The sequence below is a fragment of the Methylobacterium sp. Gmos3 genome, assembly GCF_056430985.1.
Genome location: NZ_JBWJYL010000013.1, coordinates 55,128 through 71,338 on the forward strand (window position 1 = coordinate 55,128; position 16,211 = coordinate 71,338).

The window sequence follows — 16,211 nt, forward strand, 5'->3', positions numbered from 1 at the left end:
GTCAGTATAGCCGGTTCACGTAGGCTTCGGCGATGGAGGCCTCCGCCTCCTCGACGGGAAGCGCCCGCGTCTGGTCGGCGAGGATGCGGCCGAGGCTCGGGAAGCCGTCACGCGGGACATGATGGGCCGGATCCCACAGATGGGAGCGGATCAGCGCCTTGCCGCAATGGAACAGCGCTTCCCGCACATGCACGACGAGGCCGGTTTCGGGAACCTTGCCCTGCGCGACGAGGGGCTCCAACAGCGCCGGGTCGCGGGTGATCTCGGCGGCGCCGTTGACCCGCAGGGTCTCGGGGATGCCGGGCACGAAGAAGATCAACCCCACATTGGGGTTGGTGAGGATGTTGACGAAGGAATCGACCCGGTTGTTGCCCCGCCGGTCGGGGATCACCAGGGTGCGCGCGTCCGGCGCCGTCACGAAGCCGGGGGCGTCACCCCTCGGGCTCGCGTCCACGTCGCCCGTCCCGTCGGCGCTGGCGAGCACGAGGAAGGGCGACAGGGCAATGAAGCGCAGGGCATAGGCGTCGAGGTGGTCGAGCACCTTCTCGGCGGCCAGCGCCCGCACCGGTCCGATGCCGGCGCGCAGGGCCGTCTCGTCGCGGATCACGGATTCGTCGTGGGTGTCGCTCGCCATGAGATGCTCTCCCTGACAGGAAGGCGTGCATTCCCCGTGCCGGCGGGTCAAGCCGGGGCCGTCACGGCCAGACGGTGATCGCCACGGGCCGGCGCAGGAGGTCCCTGTCGGAGGTGATCGCGCAGCCCTCGACGCGCAGGCTCGCATAGGTGAGGAGCGCCGTGTCCCCCGCATCGTCGAAGTTGCGGCCCCGCGCGGCGGGATCGAGGAGCGACGGATAGGCGATCATCCGTCCGCCGGCCATGCAGGGATCGTCGTAGAGGGTCTTGCCCGCGATGAGCAGGCGCGGCCGGTCCCAGGTGAGGAGGTCGCGGGAGGTGGTCCAGTAGAAGCCGGACGTCTCGTACGCGCCTCCGGCTTTCGCCATGAACACCGCGATGAAGGCGCCGCTCGTCCGGTGGCGGATCACCGCCCCGACGGGTCCAGGGAACGGCCCGACCGGCCGGCAGGAGGCGGGCGCCCGGATCGCACCCCGGTACGGATCGGGGAAGGCGGCGGTGAAGCCCGCGCCGGTCCAGGCCCGCCAGCGGGACGGATCGGCGGGGTCGTCGCTGCGGAACAGGCAGACGCCCTCGTCCTGGCCCTTCCAGCCGGTGGTGGAGGCGAGGAAGTAGCGCCAGCGCCCGTCCGCGACGATGTTCGACGGGTTGAAGAAGCCCCGGTGGCGGCCCTGCCCGACCTCCTGCCGGAACGGCGCCCCGGCGACCACGGCGGGGGGGCTCGCGCGGGTGAATCGGCGTCCGCCATCGGCCGAGGCGGCGGCGGTGATCGTGTTGTACCAGCACGCCATGTAGAGCCCCGCCGGGCAGCGGCCGGGATGCTCGTTCGCCTGATACTCGTGATGGACCAGGGCCGCCACGGCGCGCCCGTCCTCCGTCCAGGTGGCGGTGATCCACGAGCGGTCGTCATAGGCGGCGGGATCCGCGTTGCCGGCCGAATCGAGCACCACCGTGCAATCGAGCGTCAGGTGATCGAGGTCCGGGCCGCGCAGGGCACGGTTGCGGTAGTGCATCCCGAACAGGGCCACGGCGCCAGAGGCCTCGCGGAACGCGCGGGCGGGGGCGTCGGGCACGTCGGCCCCGTCGCAGGCGTCGCGCTTCGCCGAGAAGACGGTGGAGGGCGGCCCGACCAGGGTCAGCGCCGAGAGCGGGGGCTCGGGAGCCCCCTGCGCGAGGGCGGCAGCGGTCCCGGCGAGCAGGAGGGCGAGGGCGAGGCGCGGCATCGGGGACGGGCTGCGTCCGGGCGGCGCCTGGACAAGTGCCCCGAACTTCGCTTGAGAACAGTTACACTCTCCTTGTCGACACGGGCCGTCATGCTTCTCCTCATCCTCGGCCTCGTGCTGTTCCTCGGCACCCACGCCTTCTCCATGCTCAGCGCCCGCCGGATGGCCCTCATCGGGCGGATCGGCGAGAGCCGGTTCAAGCTCGGCTACACGGCGCTGTCGCTGCTCGGCCTGATCCTGATCGGCGTCGGCTTCCACGATTACCGGCTGCAGGGGATGATCCCGGTCTGGGATCCGCCGGTCTGGACGCGCCACCTCGCGCTGACGCTGGTGCTGCTCGCCTTCATCAGCCTCGCGGCGACCTACATCCCGAGCCACATCCGCGCGAAGGCGAAGCACCCGATGCTGCTCGCCGTGAAGATCTGGGCCACCGCCCACCTGCTGGCCAACGGCGACCTGGGTTCGATCCTGCTGTTCGGCGGCTTCCTCGCCTGGGCGGTCTCGGCCCGCATCAGCATCAAGCGCCGCGAGCGGGCGGCGGGCGTGCCGGCCGGGGGCCGCGCCGCCGTCGCCGTGCCCGTGGGCTGGCGCAACGACGTGCTGGTGGTGCTGATCGGCACCGCCGCGTGGTTCGTCTTCGCCCGCTACCTCCACTACCCGGTGATCGGCGTGCCGGTCTGGCCGGGGAGCATGTGAGGCCTCGGAGCGGTTCCGTCTTATCGCCTCGATTCCCGCCGTCATTGCGAGCGTCAGTGAAGCAATCCAGGCGGCACCGCCTCATCCGGACAGGACGCGCTCTGGATTGCTTCGGCTCCGCCTCGCAACGACGGCGAGAGGGTACGGACCGGGGCGTCCGGACGAAGCCCCCCCTCAGAACCGCGCGACGATCTGCGCGCGGATCGTGCGCGGGGCGCCCGGGGTGATGTTGTTGTTATTGTCGGCGGTGGCGATGTACCGGCGGTCGAACAGGTTCTCGATGTTGACCTGCGCCCGGACGAACTCATTGATCTGATAGAACAGGCCGAGGTCGAACCGGGTGTAGCCGGGGAGCCGGACCGTGTTGTCCGAGGTCGCGAAGGTGTGGGCGTAGCTCAGCACCCCGACGCCGACCGAGAAATCCGGCGTCACGTCGAACTTGTTCCACAGGGTGAAGGCGTTGAACGGCACGAGCCCGACCCGGTTGCCCGGCACGATGGTGGCCGAGGTGGCGCTGGCGATGCGGGCATCGGTGAAGGAATAGCCGCCCGCCACCTGCCACCAATCGGTGACGTAGCCGTTCGCGCCGATCTCGACGCCCTCCGTATGGGTCTTGCCCGACAGGATGAAGAAGCCGGGATTGTTCGGGTCGGCCAGTCGCTGGTTGTAGCGGTCGAGGCTGTAGGCCGCCGCCGTCACCTGGAAGCGCGGGTTCACGTCGTACTTGACGCCGACCTCCGTGTTCTCGAACTGCTCGGGCTTGGCGATGACGAGGCCCGGCGTGAACACGCCGATCTGGTCGCCCGACGAGGGCAGGTAGGAGACGCTGTAGCTCGTGTAGAAGGCGAGGTTCGGCAGGGGCTTCAGCACGAGGCCGGCGCGGGGCGAGATCGGGTCATCGACCCGGTTGTTGGTGACGAGGGTGCGCCGGTCTGTCGATGAGAAGTCGAAATGGTCCCAGCGCAACCCGCCGACGAGTTGCAGCCACTCGGTGATGTCGACCTGATCCTGCGCGTAGAGCGCCGCGAGGCCGAGGTCGTAGCGGGAGTTGGCGTCCGTCGTGCCGTTGTTGCGCAGGAAGGTCGGCACGAAGGTCAGCGGGCTGAGCGGATTGACCACGACGCTGCTCGCGAGGCTGTTCCCGAAGAACAGCGATTGCCGGAAGGCCGTGCCCTCCTGGTAGCCGAGCTCGACCCCACCGAGCAGCGTGTGCTTCACGTCGCCCGTCGCGAAGCGGTAGGTGAAGTCGTTCTGGCTGAAGTAGTTCGTCCGCGTCGTGTCGTTGCGATAGCCGGTGATCGCCACGGCGGTGCCGGCCGCGTTCACGGCGCCGCCCGGCAGGGTGTTCACGTAGTAGCGGTCGTAATCGGCGATGCGCAGCTGGCTGTGCATCTCGACGCCCGACTCGAAGAGGTGGTCGAGCTGCACCGTGGCGATGTTGGCATCGACCTTGGTGTGGTTGACGGTGGGGTTGCCGAAGAAGGTCCGCGTGTTGTCGCGGTAGCGGTAGGGCCGCCCGAATTGCGAGGGAATGCCGCGATCGGGGAAGCGATCGTCGTGGAAGAACTCGTAGGAGAGCTTCAGCGTCGTCTGCGGGTCGATGAGGAAGGTCGCGGTCGGGTTGAGCCCATAGCGCCGCAGGTCGCCGAACTGCCGGTAGGTGCCCGAATCCTCGATCATGCCGTTGAGGCGCACGAAGGCGGTGTCGCTGATTCGGTCGCCGATATCGACGGCGAGGCGCTTGTCGCCGAACTGGCCGCCACCCGCCACGATCTCGCGGACGCGGAACCCGTCCGCCTCCTTGAGCACCCGGTTGATGACGCCGCCGCCGCCGCCCCGGCCGAAGATCAACGAGTCGGGCCCCTTGAGCACCTCGATCCGCTGGATGTTGTAGAGATCGCGGAAGTACTGCACGTCGTCGCGGATGCCGTTGATGTAGAAATCCGCGCTGGTGTTCTGCCCGCGGATCACCACCTGGTCGCGGTTGCCCTCGCCCTGGGCGGGCACGAGGCCCGGCACGAAGCGCAATTGCTCCGTGAGGTTCTGGTAGTTCTGATCGAGGATCTGCTCCTTCGGCACCACCGTGATCGATTGCGGAATGTCGAGGACCGGCGTCGCGGTCTTGGTGGCGCTGCGCGTCTGCTTGGTGAGGTAGCCGACCGTCACGCCGCCCTGCGGCTCGGGCCGGCCGGCCGCGCTCTCGACCGAGAGCTGGTCAAGGGTGACGATTCCCGACTCCGGCGCAGCCAACTCGGCCTGCTGCGCCTGCACCGGGCTTGCCAGGCAAGTGCCGGCCAGCACAATAGAAGCGATACGCTTCTCAAAAACCCAAGTCATCCGACACTCCGCGACTTCGCTAGGAAGCCGTTCGATTGAAGATCTTAATCTCGATCTTCCGGATGGATTAATCGGAGCGTTTCTTCTCAATCAACATTTAATCCGCCCCCATGAATGGCTTTAATTTGGAAACTTCATCAGAAGAATTCCATGGAAGGACGGATGCCGCTGGCTTTCTTCGGGTTTTCTGAGAGATTTTATTTGGAACAGATAAAATTCAGAAACGTTTTGTCGGGCCTGTTGCTGGATTGTCACGCCGGGGAATCGGACCCGCCGGCCGGAGCGCGAGCCCCCCACGGGGCGCCACAGGTCGCCAAGTCCGCGCCCCTGTGTTAGGCGCACGGCCTTCGAGGATCGCGAGGTGGTCCGGCGCGCGCCGCCGGCCGGGATACGATGGCCGAGAACAAAGAATTCATCCGCGAGGTCGACGAGGATTACCGCCGCGAGCAGGTCCTCAAGATCTGGCGCCGCTACAGCGGCGTGATCATCGCGCTCGCGGTGCTGCTCGTCGCGGGCGTCGCCGGGTGGCGCTATTGGCAGACGCAGCAGCACGCGGCGGCCGAGGCGTCCTCCTTGCGCTTCGACGCGGCCAACCGCCTCGCCCGCGACGGCAAGGTCGAGGAGGCCGACAAGGCCTTCGCCGCCCTGGAGCAGGACGGCACGACGGGCTACCGCCTCCTCGCCCGCTTCCGCGCCGCCTCCGAGACCGCCAGGGCCAACCCGGCCAAGGCCGCCACCGACTACGATTCGCTCGCCGGCGACACCTCCCTCGGCGACGGCCTGCGCGACCTCGCCCGGCTGCGCGCCGCGCTGATCCGCATGGACGGCCCGAACCCGGATCCGGCGCTCGCCAACCTGCAGAGCCTCGCCGCCGGCAGCCCCTATCGCCACACGGCACGGGAGATGCTGGGCCTCGCCGCCCTGAAGAAGGGCGATTACGAGGAGGCGAGCCGGTGGTTCGACCAGATCGTCGCCGATCCCGACACGCCGCGCTCCCTGCGCGAGCGCATCGAGGTCTACGCGGCCATCGTCGCGGGCGGCCCCGTCACCCGGACGGAGGCCAAGCCCGAACCCGCCGCGCCGCCGCCGCCGATCACCCGCTGACCCTGAGACATAGAGACTGACACGATGGACATGCCGACCGTCGCGATCGTCGGCAGGCCGAATGTCGGCAAGTCGACGCTCTTCAACCGCCTCGTGGGCAAGAAGCTCGCCCTCGTGGACGACCGCCCCGGCGTGACCCGCGACCGGCGCGAGGGCGACGTCGCCTTCGGCGGCCTGATCTTCCGGGTGATCGACACCGCCGGCCTGGAAGAGGCCGACGACGACACCCTCACCGGCCGGATGCGGATGCAGACCGAGGCGGCGATCCTCGCCGCCGACGTGGTGCTGTTCGTCATCGACGCCCGCGCCGGGGTGCTGCCGGCCGACCAGTCCTTCGCCGAACTGACCCGCCGGGCGGGCTGCCCGGTCATCCTCATCGCCAACAAGGCCGAGGGCGGGGCCGGGATGGCGGGCGCCTACGAGGCGTTCTCCCTCGGGCTCGGCGACCCGATCCCCTTCTCCGCCGAGCACGGCGAGGGCCTGGGCGAATTGCACAACGCCCTGATCGAGGCCCTGCCCAAGCCCGATCCCGACGAGGAGGAGGACGAGGACGGCCCCGGCGGCCGGTCGCTGCGCGTCGCCATCGTCGGGCGGCCCAATGCCGGCAAGTCGACGCTGATCAACAACATGCTCGGCGAGGAGCGGCTGCTGGTCGGCCCCGAGGCCGGCATCACCCGCGATTCGATCTCCCTCGACTGGGAGTGGCGGGGCCGGCGGATCAAGCTGCACGACACCGCCGGGATGCGCCGCCGCGCCCGCATCGACGACAAGCTGGAGAAGCTCGCCGTCTCGGACGGGTTGCGCGCCGTGCGCTTCGCCGAAGTGGTGGTGGTGCTCCTCGACGCGACCATCCCCTTCGAGAAGCAGGACCTCACCATCGTCGACCTCGTGGAGAGCGAGGGCCGCGCCCTGGTGATCGGCCTCAACAAGTGGGACCTCGTGGCCGACCAGCCGGGCCTCCTCAAGCAGCTGCGCGAGGATTGCACCCGCCTGCTGCCGCAGGTGCGCGGCGTCTCGGTGGTGCCGCTCTCGGGCCTTGCCGGCCAGGGGGTCGACAAGCTGATGCAGGCGGTCGTCGATGCCGCCGAGGTCTGGGACCGGCGCGTCTCCACCTCGCGCATCAACGACTGGCTGAGCGACGCCCTGTCCCGCAACCCGCCGCCGGCGGTGTCGGGCCGGCGGATCAAGATCCGCTACGCCACGCAGGTGAAGAGCCGCCCGCCCCACTTCGCCCTGTTCGGCAACCAGCTCGACGCGCTGCCGAAATCCTACACGCGCTACCTCGTGAACGGGCTGCGCGAGGCCTTCGACCTGCCGGGCACGCCGATCCGGCTGAGCTTGCGCACCTCGCAGAACCCGTTCGACAAGAGCTGAGCCGGGCCAGGCTGAGCGGTGCGCGGGTCGGGGGCGAAGCGCAGGCCGTCGCGGCCTGCGTTCTTCACCGCGTAGAGGGCCATGTCGGCCCGGTGCAGGGCCGTCTCCAGCGGCTCGTCGCGCTCCATCAGCGTCACGCCGAAGCTCGCGGTGACGGCGTGCTTCTCCGGCAACTCCGGATAGCGGGTCCTCCTGCCGAGCGCCCGCACCGCCTCGACATGCGCCCGCGCCGCCTGGGGCGTGCAGGCGGGGATGAGCAGGGCGAATTCCTCGCCGCCGAGGCGTCCGCAGAGCGCCCCCTCGCCGCAATGCGCCCGCAGGATCGCCCCGAAGGCGCGGATCACCGCATCGCCCGCGCTGTGGCCATAGGTGTCGTTGATCGCCTTGAACCGGTCGAGGTCGGCTATGATCAGGGCGGCCGATTCACCCGGCGGGAGGGCGCGCAGGGTACGCGCGGCCCGTTCGAGGAAGGCGGCGCGGTTCGGCAGACCGGAGAGGGCGTCCGTCTGCAGCCGGTCCCTCGCCTCGGCCATCGTCTCCGCCACCAGCAGGCCGAGGAGGGAGAGGCCGAGCAGCAGCGACAGGATGCCCCCCGCCGTCTGCGAGTAGAAGGCGTAGGGGCTCGCCAGATAGGCGCGCACCCCCGGCCCCGCCCCCGCGAGGCCGAGCATGACGAGCTTCGCCGCGAACTGGAGGGCGCTGAGGCCGAGCACCGCCGCGAGCGCGAGATCCACCGGCCGCCGCGGCGAGTGCCGGGCCACGATCATCGCGGCGATGGCGAGCATCGCGGCGAAGGGTCCCTGGTAGCCGAGGGCCTGCTCCCAGGTTCCCCGGGGAAAGTCGAACACCACGAAGGCGTTGGCGATCACCGCGACGACGAGGACGGTCCAGAGGGCGCCCGTCCGCGCCTGCGGCCGGTAATGCCGGACGAGCCCCGCCGTGATCGCGGTGAGCGCCGTCATCAGCGATCCGAAGGAGAGGGTGGAGGCGAGGCGCACGGAGGGAATCGCGTCGACCATCCCCTCGATGGCGACCGTCGAGGCCGCCGCCACGAAGCCGGCGGCGCAGTAGCGGCCAAGGGCAAGGCTGGAACGCCGGGACACGGCCAGGAAGGCCGCGGCGAAGGACAGGCCGATGGCGAAGTTGAAGGCGAGCAGGAAGGTCGCGCTGTTCATGGACGGACGCCCTGTCACGCCGCGCTTCGGCGAGACTGCTTCCCTCCATAGGCCCCTCATCCTGAACGAAGTTGTAGTTTTGGACGATACCTCGATGACTAGTTGTCATTGCTAGAGCAGCGACCGATCATGGTGAGGCGGCCCCAACCCTCTCACCTCATCCTGAGGTGCCCGCGTCAGCGGGCCTCGAAGGAGGGCTCCAGCCTGCCGCGCGATCCCTGAAGCCCTCCTTCGAGGCGGCTGCGCCGCACCTCAGGATGAGGCCTTCGAGGCCGCCGCTTTGCGACGGCACCTCAGGATGAGGGGACGATCTGGAGAAGGCTGGCTGAACCAACATGATCGGATGCCGCCCTAGTGCATCGATCCAGACGAAGGCTTCGGCCGTGTCTGGAAAAATTGATGCAAAAACAAGAAGCTAGGGCAGAGACGCGTGAACGGAGTGAGTGCGTCACTGCTCTAGGCCTCAAGTCCTCGCCGTTACGTTTCGTCACGCGCTTGCCATCGAGACGATAGGTTTCCGCCGCTTCATGCGGCCTCCGGCCCGCACGGGGCCGCCATCCGGGAAGCCTCCATGAGACCACTCGTCCATTCGTGCCTCGCCGCCGCGACCTTCGCGGCCCTGTCGGGCATCGCCCTGGCGCAGCCAGCCGCCACCCCCGCCGCGCCGGAGGCGAATTCGGCGCGGGCGCAGTGCCGCGCGCAGGTCGACAGCCGGAGCCTGACGGGGCCGGAGCGCAAGGCGGCCATGCGGGATTGCATGAAGCCCCAGCGCGATGCCTGCCGCAGCCAAGCCGTCGCCAAGGCCCTGCCGAAGGGGCCCGAGCGCAAGGCGTTCATGCACCAGTGCCTCGGCGGCGCCGTGGCGGAGGCGCACTGAGCCCGCCTCAGCCCTCGATCAGGCTGCGGATGCGCGCGGCCAGGGTATCGAGGGCGAAGGGCTTGGTCAGAACCTGCGTGCCGGGGGCGAGATGGCCGTGGTTGAGGGCCGCGTTCTCGGCATAGCCGGTGATGAACAGCACCTTCAGGTCCGGGCGGCTCAGCCGTCCGGCATCGGCCATCTGCCGCCCGTTCATCCCGCCCGGCAGGCCGACATCGGTGACGAGAAGGTCGATCCGGGCCTCCGATTGCAGCACCTTCAGGCCGGAAGGCCCGTCCGCCGCCTCGATGGCGGCGTAGCCGAGGTCGCCCAGCACCTCGGCGACCAGCATGCGCACGGTCGGCTCGTCATCGACCACCAGCACGGTCTCGCCGGCCCTGGCCTGGGCCGCCTCCACCGGCTCGGGGATCTCCTCCTCCTCGGCCTCGCCGAGATGGCGGGGCAGGTAGAGGCAGACCATCGTGCCCTGCCCGACCTCGGAATAGATCCGCGCCTGCCCGCCCGACTGGCGGACGAAGCCGTAGATCATCGACAGGCCGAGGCCGGTGCCCTCGCCCAGGGGCTTCGTCGTGAAGAACGGATCGAAGGCCTTGGCGACGATGGCCGGCGCCATGCCGGTGCCGTTGTCCGAGACGCAGAGCGACACGTACTGGCCGGGCTCGACGTCGCGCTCGGCGGCGGCGCGGTGGTCGAGCCAGCGGTTGCAGGTTTCGATCACGATGCGCCCGCCCTCCGGCATCGCGTCGCGGGCGTTGATGCAGAGGTTGAGGAGGGCGTTCTCCAGCTGGCTCGGGTCGACCAGCGTCGGCCACAACCCGCCGGCCGCCACCACCTCCACGGCGACGGACGGGCCGACCGTGCGGCGGACCAGGTCCTCCATCCCCGCCACGAGACGGTTCACGTCGGTGGGCTTCGGGTCCAGCGTCTGGCGGCGGGAGAAGGCGAGCAGCCGGTGCGTCAGGGCCGCCGCGCGCTTGGCCGCCCCCTGCGCCGCGCCGATGTAGCGGTCGAGCTCGCCGGTGCGGCCCTGGAGCAGGCGGGTCTGCATCATCTCCAGGGAGCCGACGATGCCGGCGAGCATGTTGTTGAAGTCGTGGGCGAGGCCGCCGGTGAGCTGGCCCACCGCCTCCATCTTCTGCGCCTGCCGCAGGGCCTCCTCGGTCCGGGCCAGGGCCTCGGCCCGCTCGCGCTCGGCGGTGATGTCGCGGCCGACCGCGTTGATCAGGTTGTCGCTCGGGCGGGTCGACCACGCGATCCAGCGATACCCCCCGTCCCGCGCGCGGTAGCGGTTGTCGAACCGGGCATGGGACATCCCGCAGGAGAGGTCGCGCGCGCCCTCCAGGGTGCGTCCCACATCCTCGGGATGGACGAGATCGAACAGGTTGCGGCCGACGAGCTCGTCCTCGCGCCAGCCCAGGATTTCCGTCCAGGCCGGGTTCACGGCGGTGACGATGCCCTCGAAGGTGCAGCGGAGCATCAGGTCGCGGGAGAGCTGCCACAGGGCGTTGCGGTCGGCGGTGCGCTCGGCCACCAGCCGCTCCAGGGCCACCGCCCGGCGCTTGCCCTCGTCGATGTCGGTATCGGTGCCGACCCAGCGCGCGATCGCCCCGGCCGCGTCGCGGATCGGCTCGGCGCGGACGAGGAACCAGCGGAAATCCCCGTCCGCCCGGCGCAACCGCATCTCGTGCTGGTAGACCGTGCCCGTGGCGAGGGCGTGGGACCAGTCCGCCGCCGCGCCGGGCAGGTCCTCCGGGTGGACGACCTGCCGCCATCCGTCCAGCCCTTCGAGCTGGCCGGGGGCGAGGCCGGTATAGGCGTAGGTCTGCGCGTTGAACCACGTGAGGGCGCCGTCTGGGCGGGCCGACCAGACGTGATTCGGGATCGCCTCGGCCAGGATGCGGAATTGCTCGTCGCTCTCGCGCAGGCGATCCTCGGCGCGCTTGCGCTGGGTGATGTCGCGGAACAGCACCGAGACCTGCCGCCGGCTCGCGGGCTCCACCCGCGCCGCCGAGACCTCGATATGCCGCCCGACAGTGACGAAGGCCCGCTCGAACCGGATCGGCACCCCGTTGCGCAGCACCCCGCCATAGAGGTCGAGCCAGCCCTCAGCCTCGCCCGGCGCGATCTCGCGCAGGCGCTTGCCGACGATGTCGGGGATGCCGGTATGCCGCTGGTAGCCGGAATTGGCGACCACGTGGACGTAGTCGCTCAAGGGGCCGTCCGGCCCGTCGATGAACTCGATGATGCAGAAGCCGTCGTCCACCGCCTCGAACAGGGCGCGGTAGCGCTGCTCGCTCTCGGCCAGGGCGTCGCGGACGGCGCGCTTCTCCGTGACGTCGCGCGCGATGCCCTGGAACCGCAGCGGGTGCCCGTCCGCGTCGCGCTCGATCTCGCCCTTGCGGGCGATCCAGCGGATCTCCCCCGTGTCGGGGCGGCGGATGCGGTACTCCACGTCCTTCGGCGGCTCGCCGCGGCGGCGGTTGGCGGCGGTCGAGACGAGGTGTCTGTCCTCCGGCAGGACCAGGCCCTCGAAGGCTTCCGCCGGGTAGCTCTCCCGCTCCGGCATCCCGTAGAGCCGGCAGAAATGCGGGGTCGGGTAGAGGATGCCGTCGGCGATCCCCACCGTGAACAGGCCGATTCCCCCCGCCTCCTGCGCCCGCAGCAGCCGCGCCTCGGCGAGGCGCAGGGCGGCCTCCGCCTCCAGGGTGGCGGAACGGGGGGGACGTGTCTTTGGGGTGGGGGTGTCCATGGGGTGACGCAGCAGAAGACTGGGTGCCGTCCTAACCGATAAGCCTTACCGAAACCGGCGACGCCGAATACCGGCGGCACCGGATCGGAAGCGATTCGCTCTTGGGTTGTATGTCTGACCATTTTTCGGTCAGTCCACGAAATTCCTCCGGGCCGTTGATCCATGTAATTGTGGCACCCATTCGAGTGGATCACGGTCATTGCGTCGGATTCGTCCGGCCGGTCCCGCCGACTTTGGCATCCCCCCGTTCATGGTCGGTGGGACCGCTCCCTGGCGGGGAGCCCGCGCGCCGGCAGGATGAACCGTTTTCGTCCCCGGAATTAAACTTCCAGTTGCGTTTATAGTGGCGCCTGTCCTGTCTTCGGCGGCGACTCGCGCGGAAGTAGAGATTGATTAGGATTCATCGTGGCATTGTGATGCGACTTCCGGTGGGAGATCGGAATCATGCCACTCGACGGGCGCCCGAGCGCCGGCCGCCATGTCTGAAATCCTTCTGATCAGTGACGATCTTCGTCATTCCGAACGGCTTGCGCGGGGTCTCGACGATCCGCAATCCTGCCGCATCCACGATCTTTACGAGACGGACGCACCGTCCGGACGCCCGTCGCTCATCGTCAGCGACGTGCAGGACCTCACCTCCGATGCGCTGGTGCGCCTGCGCCGCTGCCTCGACGCGGTGCACGGCCAGGGCGTGCCACACATCCTCCTCGTGCATCGCCATGCCGCTCGCGCCGAGATCCAGGCGCGGCTGATCGGCGCCGAGACCGTCCCCGCCGCCAAGGCCCTGCGCCTGCTGCCGGAGCGGGTGCGCGACCGGGCCGGGCCGGTGCCCCTCGCACCCGCCTCGGCCGCCGCCCACCGCCATGCCCGCGAGGCCGGACGCTTCCTCGACGATGTGTTCTTCTCCGGCGAGGCGCCGACGCCGGACCTCGCCGACACCGGCACCGAACTCGTCGCGCAGGCCATCCTCGAGACGGGCATCGCGGACTGGGTCCGGGCGGTGCAGCGTTTCGACGACGTCACGCACCAGCACATCCTGCTCGTGGCCGGCCTCTCGGCCGCCTTCGCCTGCGCCCTGGGCCTGAACCCGTCCGACCGGCACCACCTCGCCAAGGCGGCGTTGCTGCACGATGTCGGCAAGACGCGGATTCCCGCCGCCATCCTCAACAAGCCGGGGCGCCTCGACCCGAACGAGTTGCAGGTGATGCGCACTCATGCGGCCATCGGCCATGCGATGCTCGTGGGCTCCGGCTTCGACGCGTCGACGCTCACCGTCGTCCGCTCCCATCACGAGATGCTCGACGGTTCCGGCTATCCGGATGGCCTGCGCGACCGGGAGATCCCCGATCTGGTGCGGCTCGTGACCATCTGCGACATCCACGCCGCCCTGATCGAGCGGCGTCCCTACAAGTCGGCCATGTCCGAAACCGCCGCGCTCGCGATCATCGAGTCGATGGCGGGCCGGCTGGACGCCGACCTCGTGCGCGCCTTCCGGCCGGTGGCGGACGCATTCGACGCGGCGGCTATAGGGGCAACGGCATGACGGATGCCAGCGACGCGGACATCATGTTCCGGAACGTGCGCCGCGAGGAGCGCAAGGAAACGAACTGGATCGCCAAGATCCGCCTGTTCGACGGAACCGAGATCGCGACCTCGGTGAAGGACATCTCGGCCTCGGGCGCGCGGCTCGCGGTGCCGGAGGGAATGGATTTGCCCGAACGCTTCATGTTCCGGGTGATCGGGCACGATTTCGTCTGCGCCGTGAAGGTGGCGTGGCGGCGCGGCTCCCATGTGGGCGTGCAGATCGAGCGGGTCGGCAAGCTGGAGGCGAAGGCGGTCAAGCAGCCCGAGCCGGAGGCCGCAGCACCCGAGCCGAGCGGCGGCGCCATCAGGGGCCTGCGCGGCAGCCGGATCTCGGCGTTCTGACCGGACCGCCCCGGCGTGCTCGTGCATCGATCCAGACGAAGGCGTCAGCCGTGTCTGGAAAAATTGATGCAGAAACAAGAAGCTAGGGCAGAGACGCATGAACGGAGTGAGTGCGTCACTGCACTAGGGCGGGACCGCGACGGCGGACGGGACGATGGCGCGGCTCAGCATTCGGATCGACATCCGGCCGGATTTCCGGATCGGGCCGGGCAAGGTGGCGCTTCTGGAGAAGATCGCGGAGCACGGCTCGATCGCGGCGGCGGGGCGTGCGCTCGGCATGTCCTACCGCCGGGCATGGCTTCTCGTGGAAGCGATGAACGCCGGCTTCGGCCGGCCGGTGGTGGAGGCGCAGACCGGCGGTCGCGCCGGGGGCGGCGCCCGCCTGTCGGACCTCGGCACCGACATCGTCGCCCGCTACCGCGCCATCGAGCAGGCGGCCGAAGCCGCCGCCGCGCCGTTCCTCGACGGGCTCTAGACGACCGCCGCCGCGAGCGCCTCGGCCGGATGGTTCCGCCCCGTCAGGCGGCGACGCCCGTCTTGCGCCAGCCGAAGGCGAGGCGGCTCAGTCCCGCCGCCCCGAAGGCGCACGCGGCGCCATAGAGCAGGACCCGGCCGAAACCTTCGGCCAGCGCCGCCCGCGCCAGCGCCGGATCGATCCCGCCGACCTCCGCGCTCGCCAAATTCCCGGCGGCGATGGCCTCGGCGAGATTCTCGCGCATCGCCACGTCGAGATGGCTCGCCCCTTGGAGGAGGCCGGCGCCGACGCCTTGGAGCAGCAGGGCGCCCATCAGCGCGATGTTGAGCGCCAGAGCGATCATCCGGGCGCTGACGTCCATGCCGGAGGCCATCCCGGCGCGCTCGATGGGCAGGGCGCCGGTCGCGGTGTTCGTGACGGGCGTATTGGTCAGGCCGAGCCCCGCCCCCGCCACGAGGCAGCCCGGAAGCATCGCCCACCACGTCGCGCCGATCCGCATCAGGATGAACCCGAGCCCGATCGTGAAAAGGCCGAGGGGAATGACCACCGCCGGCCCGCGTCGCGCCAACAGGCGCTCCGCGAAGGGTGGCACGATCAGCGTCGGCAGGGTGTAGGCCAGCAACGCGAGCCCGGCCGTGGCCTCCGTCAGACCGAATTCGGCCTGGAACCGGATCGGCAGGTAGATCACGAAGGGCCAGAAGCTGAAGTTCATGCCGGCCGAGCCGATGAGCGCGCCGGAGAAGGCCCGAATGCGGAAGGCGTCGAACGCGAACATCGGCCGTCTCGCGCGGATCTCCACCGCGACGAAGGCGCCGAAGCTCACGACGCCGATTGCGGCGAGCCCGAGCCCCGCCGGATCGGCCGCCGTGAGCCCCCGCCCCCGCATGATGAGGAAGACGAGGCAGAAGACGGACGCCGAGAGCGTCGCCATGCCGGGCAAGTCGATCCGGAGGGCGTGGGGGTCGCGGGATTCGGCCACGCCGTAATGGGCGAGCCCGAACGTCGCGAGCGCCAGAAGAGCGTGAACGAGGAAGACCCACGTCCAGCCGATGAGGACGACGGTCAGGCCGCCGACCAGCGGGCCGAAGCCGAGGCCGATCCCGAAGATCACGCCCCACCAGCCGAAGGCCGCGCCGCGCTCGGGGCCGTCCCGGAACTGGTGCGACAGCACGGCGATCTGGCAGGCGAGCATCCCCGCGCCGCTGATGCCCTGGACGAAGCGGGCGGCGATCAGGACGGGGGCGGACGTCGCGAGCCCGCAGGCCAGGGACGCCGCCCCGAACACGGCGATCCCTGCCATGAAAACCCGCTTGCGGCCGAACCGGTCGGCCAGGGCCCCCACCGCCATCAGGCTCGTGGTCATCGCCAGCGTATAGGCGTTCATGATCCACTGGAGCTGCCGGAAACCGGCCGGCAGGACGTGCTCCAGCGTCGGGAGGATGCTCGGGATACTCGAGATTTCCAGGCCCAGCATCAACGCCGACAAGCAAATCGCGGCCAAAGCCGCATGCTTTTTTTCGAGCCCTGTCTGGTGTTCACGACACAACACCTTGGTCATATGCGGAACCATCGACCTCACGCCGACCGATTTTTGTCGATCTCGATCCATCAATACTTCTATATTAGAGCGAATTGATAGATC

The 16,211-nt window shown here is 69.6% G+C and carries 13 protein-coding genes; 7 read left to right on the plus strand and 6 right to left on the minus strand.

Features of this window, described 5'->3' with window-relative positions:
- Position 1: 1 nt before the first annotated feature.
- Positions 2-634: an MSMEG_1061 family FMN-dependent PPOX-type flavoprotein gene (locus tag ACS5Q7_RS22715; RefSeq protein ID WP_478341535.1), complete on the minus strand. Its 633-nt coding sequence runs from the start codon at positions 632-634 to the stop codon at positions 2-4.
- Positions 635-695: 61 nt separating this feature from the next.
- Positions 696-1,856, minus strand: coding sequence for a hypothetical protein (locus ACS5Q7_RS22720; RefSeq protein WP_478341536.1), 1,161 nt, complete (start codon positions 1,854-1,856; stop codon positions 696-698).
- Positions 1,857-1,946: 90 nt separating this feature from the next.
- On the opposite strand from ACS5Q7_RS22720, the gene ACS5Q7_RS22725 reads away from it, so the two are divergent.
- Entirely contained in the window at positions 1,947-2,552 is a 606-nt protein-coding gene (locus ACS5Q7_RS22725; RefSeq protein WP_478341537.1) for an NnrU family protein, read from the plus strand.
- 174 nt (positions 2,553-2,726) lie between these two features.
- On the opposite strand, the gene ACS5Q7_RS22730 is transcribed toward ACS5Q7_RS22725, so the two are convergent.
- Positions 2,727-4,889 (minus strand): TonB-dependent receptor, encoded by a 2,163-nt coding sequence (locus ACS5Q7_RS22730; RefSeq protein WP_478341538.1) that lies wholly within the window; start codon positions 4,887-4,889, stop codon positions 2,727-2,729.
- Between the two features lie 393 nt (positions 4,890-5,282).
- Here ACS5Q7_RS22730 and ACS5Q7_RS22735 point away from each other — a divergent pair, with 393 nt between their 5' ends.
- The gene (locus tag ACS5Q7_RS22735; protein WP_478341539.1) at positions 5,283-5,993 is read left to right on the plus strand and encodes a tetratricopeptide repeat protein; all 711 of its coding nucleotides are present in this window, start codon (positions 5,283-5,285) and stop codon (positions 5,991-5,993) included.
- Between the two features lie 24 nt (positions 5,994-6,017).
- Positions 6,018-7,367, plus strand: a complete 1,350-nt coding sequence (gene der, locus ACS5Q7_RS22740; protein WP_478341540.1) for a ribosome biogenesis GTPase Der — start codon at positions 6,018-6,020, stop codon at positions 7,365-7,367.
- Here der and ACS5Q7_RS22745 read toward each other — a convergent pair.
- Positions 7,271-8,542, minus strand: coding sequence for a GGDEF domain-containing protein (locus ACS5Q7_RS22745; protein ID WP_478341541.1), 1,272 nt, complete (start codon positions 8,540-8,542; stop codon positions 7,271-7,273). The two genes, der and ACS5Q7_RS22745, sit on opposite strands and share 97 nt — an antisense overlap.
- A 571-nt stretch (positions 8,543-9,113) precedes the next feature.
- Here ACS5Q7_RS22745 and ACS5Q7_RS22750 point away from each other — a divergent pair.
- Positions 9,114-9,419 carry a PsiF family protein gene (locus ACS5Q7_RS22750; RefSeq protein WP_478341542.1) on the plus strand — a complete coding sequence of 102 codons (306 nt, stop codon included), beginning with the start codon at positions 9,114-9,116 and terminating at the stop codon, positions 9,417-9,419.
- A 7-nt stretch (positions 9,420-9,426) separates the two neighbouring features.
- Here ACS5Q7_RS22750 and ACS5Q7_RS22755 read toward each other — a convergent pair whose 3' ends face one another.
- Complete coding sequence (locus ACS5Q7_RS22755; RefSeq protein ID WP_478341543.1) at positions 9,427-12,168, minus strand: hybrid sensor histidine kinase/response regulator; 2,742 nt, start codon at positions 12,166-12,168, stop codon at positions 9,427-9,429.
- Between the two features lie 478 nt (positions 12,169-12,646).
- Between ACS5Q7_RS22755 and ACS5Q7_RS22760 the strand changes: the two genes are divergently transcribed.
- From ACS5Q7_RS22760 to ACS5Q7_RS22770, 3 genes are all read left to right on the plus strand, one after another.
- Complete coding sequence (locus tag ACS5Q7_RS22760; RefSeq protein ID WP_478341544.1) at positions 12,647-13,711, plus strand: HD-GYP domain-containing protein; 1,065 nt, start codon at positions 12,647-12,649, stop codon at positions 13,709-13,711.
- Positions 13,708-14,094 (plus strand): PilZ domain-containing protein, encoded by a 387-nt coding sequence (locus tag ACS5Q7_RS22765; protein WP_478341545.1) that lies wholly within the window; start codon positions 13,708-13,710, stop codon positions 14,092-14,094. The genes ACS5Q7_RS22760 and ACS5Q7_RS22765 overlap by 4 nt, the downstream gene beginning before the upstream one ends.
- Positions 14,095-14,248: 154 nt before the next feature.
- A complete protein-coding gene (locus ACS5Q7_RS22770) occupies positions 14,249-14,569 on the plus strand; it encodes a winged helix-turn-helix domain-containing protein (RefSeq protein WP_478341546.1) in 321 nt (106 codons plus the stop codon).
- A gap of 43 nt (positions 14,570-14,612) precedes the next feature.
- Here ACS5Q7_RS22770 and ACS5Q7_RS22775 read toward each other — a convergent pair whose 3' ends face one another.
- Positions 14,613-16,127, minus strand: a complete 1,515-nt coding sequence (locus tag ACS5Q7_RS22775) for an MFS transporter (protein WP_478341547.1) — start codon at positions 16,125-16,127, stop codon at positions 14,613-14,615.
- Positions 16,128-16,211 lie beyond the last annotated feature (84 nt).

Coding starts and splice junctions, on each gene's coding strand:
- ACS5Q7_RS22735 (WP_478341539.1), top strand. CDS start 5,283: ATGGCCGAGAACAAAGAATTCATCCGCGAGGTCGACGAGGATTACCGC.
- ACS5Q7_RS22720 (WP_478341536.1), bottom strand. CDS start 1,856: ATGCCGCGCCTCGCCCTCGCCCTCCTGCTCGCCGGGACCGCTGCCGCC.
- ACS5Q7_RS22770 (WP_478341546.1), top strand. CDS start 14,249: ATGGCGCGGCTCAGCATTCGGATCGACATCCGGCCGGATTTCCGGATC.
- ACS5Q7_RS22760 (WP_478341544.1), top strand. CDS start 12,647: ATGTCTGAAATCCTTCTGATCAGTGACGATCTTCGTCATTCCGAACGG.
- ACS5Q7_RS22765 (WP_478341545.1), top strand. CDS start 13,708: ATGACGGATGCCAGCGACGCGGACATCATGTTCCGGAACGTGCGCCGC.
- der (WP_478341540.1), top strand. CDS start 6,018: ATGGACATGCCGACCGTCGCGATCGTCGGCAGGCCGAATGTCGGCAAG.
- ACS5Q7_RS22725 (WP_478341537.1), top strand. CDS start 1,947: ATGCTTCTCCTCATCCTCGGCCTCGTGCTGTTCCTCGGCACCCACGCC.
- ACS5Q7_RS22755 (WP_478341543.1), bottom strand. CDS start 12,168: ATGGACACCCCCACCCCAAAGACACGTCCCCCCCGTTCCGCCACCCTG.
- ACS5Q7_RS22745 (WP_478341541.1), bottom strand. CDS start 8,542: ATGAACAGCGCGACCTTCCTGCTCGCCTTCAACTTCGCCATCGGCCTG.
- ACS5Q7_RS22715 (WP_478341535.1), bottom strand. CDS start 634: ATGGCGAGCGACACCCACGACGAATCCGTGATCCGCGACGAGACGGCC.
- ACS5Q7_RS22750 (WP_478341542.1), top strand. CDS start 9,114: ATGAGACCACTCGTCCATTCGTGCCTCGCCGCCGCGACCTTCGCGGCC.
- ACS5Q7_RS22730 (WP_478341538.1), bottom strand. CDS start 4,889: ATGACTTGGGTTTTTGAGAAGCGTATCGCTTCTATTGTGCTGGCCGGC.
- ACS5Q7_RS22775 (WP_478341547.1), bottom strand. CDS start 16,127: ATGACCAAGGTGTTGTGTCGTGAACACCAGACAGGGCTCGAAAAAAAG.